The sequence below is a fragment of the Streptomyces otsuchiensis genome, from assembly GCF_004305975.1.
In the GTDB taxonomy this organism is placed as follows: Bacteria; Actinomycetota; Actinomycetes; order Streptomycetales; family Streptomycetaceae; genus Streptomyces; species Streptomyces otsuchiensis.
Genome location: NZ_BHZI01000305.1, coordinates 1 through 6,458, shown reverse-complemented (window position 1 = coordinate 6,458; position 6,458 = coordinate 1). Strand labels below are relative to the sequence as shown.

Sequence of the window (6,458 nt, the reverse complement as noted above, 5' to 3'; positions counted from 1 at the left end):
CTCCGCCCCGGCCCAACCGGCCCATCCGGCCCGGCCCCCACGGAACCCCGCGAGACCGCACCGCAGCGGGACGCACCACCGCAGGACCGCACCACCGTGATCCCATCCACCCCCCACATCAGCGAAATCAGAGGGACGAGCATGAAACCGATCCGAGGGGGACTGTGGCGCAGGGCCGTCGTGTACAGCGGCGTCCTCGCGCTCACCACCGGGCTGCTGGCCGCCGCGGACGCCGTGTCCGCGCCGCCGGCCCAGGCCCTGACCGCGCCGGTGGGCATCACCGCCGACGAACTGCCGACCTGGCAGACCAACGGCATCGTGTGGTCGCTCGCCGAGGCCGGTGGCACGGTCTTCGTGGGCGGCACGTTCTCCACCGTGCGTCCGCCGGGGGCCGCGCCCGGCACCCAGGAGGAGTCCGCGGCCAACTTCGTCGCGCTGGACGCCGCTTCGGGTGAGCCGGTGGCCGACTGCGACCTGCGGTTCACCTCGGGTTCGTCCGCGGCGGCGGTCCGGGCGATGACCGTCTCCCCCGACGGATCGACCCTCTACGTCGGCGGCAGCTTCGGCTCCGTCAACGGGGTCGGCGCCTCCAACGTCGCGGCGTTCGACACCTCCACCTGTGAGCGCAAGCCGTTCTCGATCGCGGTGAGCGCCACCGTGCGGGCGCTCGCCGCCTCCGAGGATCGCGTCTACCTCGGCGGTGACTTCACCCAGGTCGGCGGCCAGAGCCGCCAGCGGTTCGCCGCGGTCTCCACCACCGGCGCGCTGCAGAGCTGGACCGCCAACGCGGACCTGTCGGGACGAGCCGTCGAGCTGACCCCCGACGGCCTGAACGTCATCCTGGGCGGTGACTTCTTCACCGTCAACGGCCAGAACTCGCACGCGCTGGCCGTCGTCGACGCCGGTACCGGCGCCAACACCCGCAACTACCCGGGCTTCATCGAGGACCGGTCCGTGGTCAAGGGCCTGACCGTCGACGCGACCGGCTTCTACACGGCCAACGAGGGCACCGGCGGCGGGGCGTTCGACGGCCGCATCGCGCTCGACCTGGACACCTTCAACCAGCGGTGGCGGGACACCTGCCTGGGCGCGACCCAGGACGTCACCGTCCACCAGGGCGTCCTCTACAGCGGTCACCACGCGCACGACTGCTCCTCGATGGGCTCCTTCCCCGACGGCCCGCGCTTCCACCTGTTCGCGCAGTCGGTCGACGACCCCGAACTGCTCGGCTGGTTCCCCGACACCAACGACGGCCTCGGTGAGCAGATCGGCCCGCGGGTCATGCTCACCGCCGAGGATCTGCCCCAGGACGACCGGGACTTCATCTGGGTGGGCGGCGGCTTCACCGCCGTGAACGGCTCCGCCCAGTGGGGTCTGACCCGCTTCGCCTCCGGCCCCGACACCGGAAGCCCGGACCGGCCGGAGGTGCACGCGCACAGCCTGACCGGCGGCGAGGTCGAGGTGACCTGGCGCTCCAGCCTCGACCTGGACGACAGCCTGCTGACCTACCGGGTCTACCGCGACAGCTCGACGACGCCCCTGCACACCGTGCAGGGCTCCTCCCGGCCCTGGGACCGGCCGCAGCTGTCGTTCACCGACACCACGGTGACGCCCGGGCAGTCCTACAGCTACCGGGTGACGGCCACCGACGGGGCCGGCAACACCAGCGTGCAGTCGCTGCCCGCGGCCGTCACGGCCGCCACCGGCACCCAGCCCTACGCCAACGCCGTGCTGGCCGACAACCCGGTCCTCTACTGGCGCTTCGACGAGCCGTCCGGCTTCTACGCCTCGGACGTCTCCGGCAACGACAACAGCGGTGTGCACCGCGGCAACCCGGCGCGCGGGATCACCCCCTCCGCCGTCCCCTACCCCGGGGCGCGCGGCATCGGCTACACCGGCGGTATCACCACCTACACCTACAGCGACACCGCCTTCGCCTCGCCCAACCAGTTCTCGGTGGAGACCTGGTTCCGCACCGAGAGCAACCAGGGCGGCCGGATCATCGGCTTCGGCCGGAACATCTGGCGCACCAGCACCAACTACGACAAGCACGTCTACATGCGCAACGACGGCCGGCTGGTCTTCGGAACCCAGGGCAGCGGACGGCAGACCGTCACCAGCCCGGCCGGCTACAACAACGGCCAGTGGCACCACCTGGTCGCCACCCAGGGCACCAACGGGATGCGGCTGTACGTCAACGGACAGCTGGTCGCGCAGAACTCCGTGACCAGCAACCAGAACTACCAGGGCTACTGGCGGACCGGCGCGGACAACCTCAGCGGCTGGACCAACCGGCCCTCCAGCGACGGCTTCGCCGGACAGCTGGACGAGACGGCCGTCTACCACCACGCGCTGACGCAGGCACGGGTCACCGCGCACTACAACGCCGCCAGCGCGCCGGTGGACACCGTCACCACGCTCCAGCCGACCGCCGACACCTACGTCAACCAGGGCGCCCCGTCCGCCACCTACGGCACCAGCACCTCGCTCGCCGTACGCGGCACCTCGGGCTACCAGACGTACCTGCGGTACGAACTGCCCGACGCCCCCTCCGGCACGGTGCTCAAGGCGGCGGCGCTGCGGGTGCGCACCAGCAGCCAGGACTACGCGGGGTCGGAGGACACCCACACCGTGGTCCCGGTGACGAGCGCCTGGACCGAGGCCGGCACCAGCTGGAACAGCCGTCCCACGGTGGACGGCTCGACGGTGCTCGGCACCGTGCCCGCCGGCACCGCGCCCAACACCCACTACTCGGTCTCGCTCAGCACCCCGGCGCTGGCCGGGTCGCTCGGCTCGGAGGTGAACCTCGCCGTGACCAGTGACGGCACCGACAACCTGTGGTTCTGGTCGCGGGAAGTCTCCAACGCCGACAACCGTCCGCAGCTGCTGCTGACGTTCGGGGCGCCCTGATGGGCGGCCGTGCCGGCGGGCGCGGCCCGGTCGCGGCCGCCGTCGCAGCCGCGCTGCTCGCCCTGGCCCTGCTCAGCGGCTGTGGTTCCGGGTCCGACGACGGTGACGGGGACGGCGCCGCCGGGGGCTCCCGCGACACCGCCTCCTCGCCGTCGTCCGAGCCGGACGACGGCGGGGAGGAGCCGCGGGACGAGGACGACCCCGACGGCGACGACTCACCCGGCGACACGGACGGCGCCGGTGACGGCTCGGGCGACAGCTCGGGCGCGGGCTCCGGCACGGACTCCGGTGGCGCCGAGGGCGAGAAGGTCCCCGAGGTCCCGCTGGAGTTCACCGAGGAGGAGGAGAAGTACCTGGAGTCCCAGGAGGTGCCCACGGGCACCGACCCGGCCGCCGTGATGGAGCTGGGCCAGGAGGCATGCGACCGCATCGCCTACCTCGCCAGAATCGCCCCGGAGACCGTCGCCGACGCCGTCGACGAGGGCGAGATCCCCGGCGCGGAGGACGCGGTCAGGCACCTGTGCCCGGAGCACGCCGATCTGCTGGGCTGACGTAAGAGGGCAGGGCCGCACGACGCGCGTCGGCACGCCAGGTTGCACACGTCGCGCCACGTGCGGATACCGCGACTACCGCTTTCGCCCCGGACCACGGGAGGGCGGTCGTCGTGAGTGGAGGATCGCCACTCCAGCCCCCGGCCGGCCGGGGGCTCGGCGGTGACGGCGGTCGCGTCGTCGGCGGGCCCCAGGCGCACGGCGTCCAGCAGCGCGACCCAGGAGGTGCGGCCGGTCTCCAGAGCGGCGACGAAGGAGTACGGCCAGCCCGGTGCGAACTGATCCCCGCTGCGGGCACCCGCGTCCGTGGACGTGGCAGAACAGCCGCTCGTTGCTGGTCGGGGCATCGGGACGGAGCCAGTTGCACACGTCCACCAGAAGTGAGCGGTGATGTCGCGAACGAGTTGGGTGGTGCGTCGTCCCCGCTGCGGCTGGTGCGGCCCGCTGAACGACCTGCCCCTGCGGTCGGGCCACCCCCTGGACGACAGCGCAGAGCCCCATCGGACCGCGAGGTGCTGGCGGCTCGATGGGGCTCTGTCCGGTACGCCTCCGCAGGACGGGTCAGCCGGTGATGTCACCCGACTTGACGCTGTCCACGAACGCGGCGAACGCGACGGCCGGGACCGCGAGGGCCGGACCGGCCGGGTTCTTGGAGTCGCGGACAGGGACCGTGCGGCGCGAAGCGGCGAAGTTGGCAGCGACCTCGATGCACTGGCCACCGTTGCTGCTGTATGAGGACTTGAACCAACGGGGGGACTCGGACGTCACGGGGTACCCTTTCGCAGCTGGTTGATCATGGCTACAGACTGCGCCTGCGGCGCGGCCTCAACCTGCAGATGATGGTAGGCGGTCAGCAACGGCTGTACGAGCCGGTTGTCCCGCTCCAGCCGCCCCGACTGGGCCGATTCCGTATAGGCAAGGTTCGATCGGTCGCTCAGCGTCAGAAGCGTCACCGGCAGATCGAACGCTCTCCGCTCCCCCAGGTCGAACGGCGCCACCTGGAGCACGGCTGATGGCAACTCGGCGAACGCGACAAGCCTGTCCAGTTGAGCTGCCATGACCCGCTGGCCCCCCACCAGACGCCTCACACAGCCTTCGTCGAGTACGGCGTAGAGCAGTGGCGGCGGAGTTCGCTCCAAGGAAGCCTGTCGCTTGGTGAGTAGAACCAACCATTCATCAGCCTGCTGGTCGGTGATCGCACCGCGACGCACCGCACCGGACAGGACAGCCTCGGCGTACTCCCGCGTCTGGAGCAGCCCCGGGACAATGCCCACCTCAAAGAGCCGAATCTCAGCAGCGCTTCCTTCCAGTGCGACGAATTCGGGGAACCCCTCCAGTAGTGCCGTCTCACGCACCGTCAGACTCTGCCGTTCAAGGCGGTCGCCGGTCCCCAGGGCCCTGTCAGCACCTGCCGCGAACTGTTGAGTTGGTGGGCGACGGCCTGTTTCTACGGCGGAGATGTGTGACCCGGTGCACCCAATCCGTGTGCCTAGCTCGTCTTGGGTCCAGCCCTTCTCATCTCTCAACCTGCGCAGACGCGCGCCGAACGCGGCCGCTGCCGAGAAGTCGGGGTCTACATCTTTGCGGTTCATGAGCGTTCCCGTCATCTGCCAAACAGATAGCGCAAGTTGATTACACACCGACTGTAGGCCACGCTGACTCTGCTTGGTAGTGGAGTCGCTACGGAGAGGAACAATCGTGTGTGCTGAAAATCGGCCTACCACCTGGCACCACCTGGGCGAACACGCCACCAAAGGGGGTGGCCAAATCCCCCTGCGCGAAATTGCGTTCGAAGCAGAACGGGCAGCGGACGCTTTGCGCGAAGCGCTGGCCGCCGTGGGTATCACGCTTCCGGTGGTGGCCAGTTCGCACGTGTGGGGCTCCGCGTCACGTGGGCCGGTGCGCTTGGTCGAGGTCGGCCTGATGCTCCCCGAGGTCGCGGCCCGGATCACCGAAGCCCTGAGGGCAGAAACCCACCGCGCGGGACCGGAGTTCGGCCAGCCGCCCTGTGGTCACGAGAAGGAGCACGACCGGTGAACGGCCGGACCGAGGACGACGGCACGGCAACGCCGCCCGTCCCTGCCGACCCCATCGACCCAGACATCACGATGGTCGAACTCCGGCGACGCTCAGAGGAACTGGGCCGCAAGATCGAGGCGCACTTGAAGGCGCTGAGGCAGCGGTGAGCGGCGGCTACCGGTTCACCCGGTTCCACCTCGTGCCCACGAGCGGGCAGCTGGTCTTCCGGGCGCAGTGTGAGGTGTGCGAGGAGATCGGTCCGAGAGCTGAGACCGGTGACGCGGCGATGATGTGGGTGGTCTTTCACTGGGAGGACCACCCCGGCCACACCGTGTACCGCGAACTCAGCTCCATCCCTTACCTCGTGGAGCCCCGCTCGTGAGCAACGGGCGGTACGTCGACGGCTACTGGTGCGAAGCGGTCGCCCGCTCAGTGGACCTCGCCGACACCTGGCGCCTGAGCGCCCAACGGACCCCAAGCCCCGAGGCCGCACTGGCCTGGCTGCGCGAACAGGCACTGCGCCTGGCCGATGCCCTCGGCCACGCCCCGCCCTTCGGCACTACCGCCGACGTCTTCCGGGACTGGGCCGCCGACCACGCCTACCAGCGCATTCAACTGGCCGCGCTGGCCAGCGGGCAGCCGATCAGCGCCAACGCCTGCGGACCGGACCGCATCCACGGCCAGGGCCGGGACATCGAGGTCCTCTACTCCCTCTCCGCCCGGCCCATCCACCGCGACGCCACCACCCGGCACCTCCTGCGCACGCTCTGAACACCCCTGTATCGCAATCTCTTTGGAGACAGCCATGTTCGAAGACATCAGCTTCGCCAACTCCGACCGCGAAGAACTCGAAGACTCAGCCCGAGAGTTCTTCAACCACATCAAAGACCTCGGCGTCCGCCTGGACGACATCGACGTCCTCGACCCCTGCGACGGCTGCCGACGCCACGCCTACCTCGTCCACCTCGGCAACCTCAC

At 70.1% G+C, this 6,458-nt stretch carries 8 protein-coding genes and 1 pseudogene; 6 read left to right on the top strand and 3 right to left on the bottom strand.

From position 1 onward, the window contains the following. The first annotated feature begins 141 nt into the window (after window positions 1-141). Window positions 142-2,910, top strand: a complete 2,769-nt coding sequence (locus E0D90_RS22265) for a CBM96 family carbohydrate-binding protein (protein WP_130799812.1) — start codon at window positions 142-144, stop codon at window positions 2,908-2,910. After that, a complete protein-coding gene (locus tag E0D90_RS22260; RefSeq protein WP_130799811.1) occupies window positions 2,910-3,461 on the top strand; it encodes a hypothetical protein in 552 nt (183 codons plus the stop codon). The genes E0D90_RS22265 and E0D90_RS22260 overlap by 1 nt, the downstream gene beginning before the upstream one ends. Window positions 3,462-3,619: 158 nt before the next feature. Here the strand turns inward: E0D90_RS22260 and E0D90_RS28080 are convergent. The 3 genes and pseudogenes from E0D90_RS28080 to E0D90_RS22245 all read right to left on the bottom strand — a co-directional run. After that, window positions 3,620-3,842, bottom strand: a pseudogene (locus E0D90_RS28080) (transposase); the annotation flags it as partial. Window positions 3,843-4,022: 180 nt separating this feature from the next. Then, a complete protein-coding gene (locus E0D90_RS22250) occupies window positions 4,023-4,229 on the bottom strand; it encodes a DUF397 domain-containing protein (protein WP_130799810.1) in 207 nt (68 codons plus the stop codon). Continuing rightward, a complete protein-coding gene (locus tag E0D90_RS22245; RefSeq protein ID WP_130799809.1) occupies window positions 4,226-5,053 on the bottom strand; it encodes a helix-turn-helix domain-containing protein in 828 nt (275 codons plus the stop codon). The genes E0D90_RS22250 and E0D90_RS22245 overlap by 4 nt, the downstream gene beginning before the upstream one ends. 106 nt (window positions 5,054-5,159) lie before the next feature. On the opposite strand from E0D90_RS22245, the gene E0D90_RS27365 reads away from it, so the two are divergent. From E0D90_RS27365 to E0D90_RS22230, 4 genes are read left to right on the top strand one after another with little or no spacing between them, the layout of a single operon-like run. Further along, entirely contained in the window at window positions 5,160-5,498 is a 339-nt protein-coding gene (locus E0D90_RS27365) for a hypothetical protein (RefSeq protein ID WP_174856246.1), read from the top strand. Then, entirely contained in the window at window positions 5,495-5,647 is a 153-nt protein-coding gene (locus E0D90_RS26765) for a hypothetical protein (RefSeq protein WP_157996913.1), read from the top strand. Before E0D90_RS27365 ends, E0D90_RS26765 begins: the two co-directional genes overlap by 4 nt. Next, window positions 5,644-5,862: a DUF7848 domain-containing protein gene (locus tag E0D90_RS22235; protein ID WP_130799808.1), complete on the top strand. Its 219-nt coding sequence runs from the start codon at window positions 5,644-5,646 to the stop codon at window positions 5,860-5,862. Before E0D90_RS26765 ends, E0D90_RS22235 begins: the two co-directional genes overlap by 4 nt. Next, on the top strand, window positions 5,859-6,251 hold the full coding sequence (locus E0D90_RS22230; protein WP_130799807.1) for a hypothetical protein: 393 nt from the start codon (window positions 5,859-5,861) through the stop codon (window positions 6,249-6,251). The genes E0D90_RS22235 and E0D90_RS22230 overlap by 4 nt, the downstream gene beginning before the upstream one ends. The last annotated feature ends 207 nt before the right edge of the window (window positions 6,252-6,458 follow it).

What these genes read in the sequence shown, in the direction of transcription:
- E0D90_RS22265 (WP_130799812.1), top strand. Translation starts at nt 142, where the DNA reads ATGAAACCGATCCGAGGGGGACTGTGGCGCAGGGCCGTCGTGTACAGC.
- E0D90_RS22260 (WP_130799811.1), top strand. Translation starts at nt 2,910, where the DNA reads ATGGGCGGCCGTGCCGGCGGGCGCGGCCCGGTCGCGGCCGCCGTCGCA.
- E0D90_RS22245 (WP_130799809.1), bottom strand. Translation starts at nt 5,053, where the DNA reads ATGAACCGCAAAGATGTAGACCCCGACTTCTCGGCAGCGGCCGCGTTC.